At 54.7% G+C, this 287-nt stretch carries 1 protein-coding gene; it reads right to left on the minus strand.

Annotation, left to right across the window (positions count from 1 at the left end):
• The coding region (locus tag HK11_RS11910; protein WP_304528683.1) for a 1-deoxy-D-xylulose-5-phosphate synthase N-terminal domain-containing protein at positions 1-287 on the minus strand (287 nt) is incomplete at both ends.

Raw genomic sequence — 287 nt, forward strand, 5'->3', positions numbered from 1 at the left:
TTTTTAACAAACTTACCAGCCAGCTCACGCAGGCCAATAAATTTACGGGATGAGATAAGGCGTGACAGATAGCCTGACATCGCGCCGACAGGCGGTGCGATCGACATTTCGTTGTCGTTGAGCACAACAATCAGGCGTTCAGCACCAGGACCGGCTTCAGCTGCGTTGTTCATGGCTTCGTAGGCCATGCCGGCTGAAATCGAACCATCACCGATCACGGCGATAACATTGCGCTCTTTGTAGGAGGGGTCTTCCTCAGCGCGCAGATGGTGGGCCACAGCCATGCC

Source organism: Acetobacter sp. DmW_043 (genome assembly GCF_002153485.1).
GTDB classification, from domain to species: Bacteria; Pseudomonadota; Alphaproteobacteria; order Acetobacterales; family Acetobacteraceae; genus Acetobacter; species Acetobacter thailandicus.